The sequence below is a fragment of the Escherichia sp. E3659 genome, from assembly GCF_005781135.1.
Lineage (GTDB): Bacteria > Pseudomonadota > Gammaproteobacteria > Enterobacterales > Enterobacteriaceae > Escherichia.
On the sequence record NZ_VATQ01000078.1, the window covers coordinates 1 to 2,032 of the forward strand.

Consider the following 2,032-nt stretch of genomic DNA (forward strand, 5'->3'; position numbering starts at 1 on the left):
GGCTGCACGGATGCCGGTACTACCGAAGAGCCCGTTGATAACTTTGGACAGATGACAATTTTTGTCCAGCCTGTCGAGGACGACTGCTGCGGTTATGGCCATCAGCATGAGCATGCAGATGATGAAGTCGTTCAGCATGCCCAGTCAGCCAAAAAACGTAAGCCTGACACCGGGGGCGCAAATGCTCCTGCTCAGGCAACGGCTGCACCGCTTGCTCTTGGGGCTGCTACGGGCGTGATGACCCAGGTCTGGGGAGAATGGTCCCTGACCGGCGTATTGGGCGCGGCCCGGGGAATTCCGTATGTAGGAGCGATGATGTCCGCACTCTACGTTCCATCTGCGGGCGAGGGGAGTGACAGGGTTCCTGGCCGGGATGAATTCTGGTACGAGGAAGAGCTGCGGCAGAAAGCCATCACCGGGGCAAAAGCAACAACACGGGTGAGGTTCTTCTGGCGCCAGGATGAACAGGGCAACATGCGGGTCTATGGCATCCATACGGGTGAAGGTACCCCGTATGAAGGTGTCCGTACGGCAAACATGGTGTGGAAGAGTGAACATAATCGGTATGAGTTCACTCCAGCTCACGGTGCCGATGGTCCGCTGATTACCTGGACGCCAGAGAGACCTGAGGGCAGTGACCTTCCCTCACATACCGGCAGCGACATCAAGCCAATAGACCAGGCTACAATACTCGTCACGCCAATTCCTGACGGTAAAGATGAATACACGACCCCACCTTTCCCGGTGCCGGAAGAACGCGATCTTAACGATTACATACTGGTGTTCCCTGCGGACTCCGGGATTAAACCGATTTATGTTTATCTCAATGAGGTCAAAACATCTTATACTCATGGCTACAAGCACTATCCACCTAAAAATAAGCCCTGGAATGAAATAGTGAAAAACACAAAGTCTGGCCCTGCGAAATTTAAGCCAGAAGTTAATATTGAGTCTATAGATCGCGATGTTTGGGAAAATGGCACTTTTACAACAAATGGTCAGAATTGGAAGGTCAAAGAGTTCGATAGCGTGCAAGGCGCATACAAAGGTAAAGAAACCAATTGGGTAGTGACTAAAGAATCTCAGGGAACTATCCACTCTCATCCAATAGGGCCTCAAGAGGCTGGGAAGCTAATAAAATGAAAAAAAACTATCGTTTTCTAGATAAAGTTCATCAACTAGACAATGTGGCAAGTGTATATGATGAACTTTCAACCCTAGACTTTACTAAAAATATATTTGAGCAAGTAAATAAACTTGATGAAGACCTATTTCAATTATCATTCATCAATGGGAATATCGTCGATATTGGCTGGTATCCAGCATTTGAAGAAGGTGGAGAGTTTATTGTTCAGGTTATATCCGATGAGAACTGGGACGAACCGATATTCAGAACATCATCAAAGTGGGATAAAAATGAACTAATCCAGAAAATTAGTGAAGCTTTAATTAACTGTCCATCATCATAAAACTATGACAAGTAAAAGCACTTATCACATGATAGCTATTCGTAAGATTAAGGTAAACTCTTGGGCTAGGGAGGGTACATCAGAAGTACACTTGTCACACTAATATATTTATTCGTATTTTGGTCGTGACGCTGATTTAGCCGTAGCGATAGATTGTCAGACAGCCTCCACGCCGATGAATGCGACGGTCAGCGTGCGTAATGATGCGGTCACCACCGGGGAACATTACCGCTACGCAGTCCCTTATCGTGAAGCGGGAAACGACGCCAGCCCGGAGCCGAAAACCGAATCTGGCGCGTTTTACGCCCGACTTCACCACGAGCGGGAGCTCAACAGGTCGGCCCGTATTCACCTGTTCAGCAATGCGGCACACCTCACACCCGGGCAGGTGCTGGAGCCGCAGGGCAGCGTCATTACGGCCCTGCAAGAGGGCGTCATCCTCACGCTGGTGACCTTCAGGGGCGCCCGTGATTCCCGTCTGCATGTGTCGGTCTGGGGCCTGCCTTACACCGAACGTTACTGCTTCCGTCCGGCAGAGATCCCGCGTCCGCTCATCGCGGGTA

General features: G+C 49.8%; 2 protein-coding genes and 1 pseudogene. All 3 read left to right on the forward strand.

All coding sequences use genetic code 11. The features are described 5' to 3' along the window. On the forward strand, positions 1-1,143 hold a 1,143-nt coding region (locus FEK47_RS25030), incomplete at its 5' end, for an S-type pyocin domain-containing protein (RefSeq protein ID WP_171020873.1). Continuing rightward, complete coding sequence (locus FEK47_RS25035) at positions 1,140-1,469, forward strand: hypothetical protein (protein WP_135487891.1); 330 nt, start codon at positions 1,140-1,142, stop codon at positions 1,467-1,469. The genes FEK47_RS25030 and FEK47_RS25035, both read left to right, overlap by 4 nt. A 157-nt stretch (positions 1,470-1,626) precedes the next feature. Next, a pseudogene (locus FEK47_RS25040) lies at positions 1,627-2,032 on the forward strand (type VI secretion system tip protein VgrG); the annotation flags it as partial.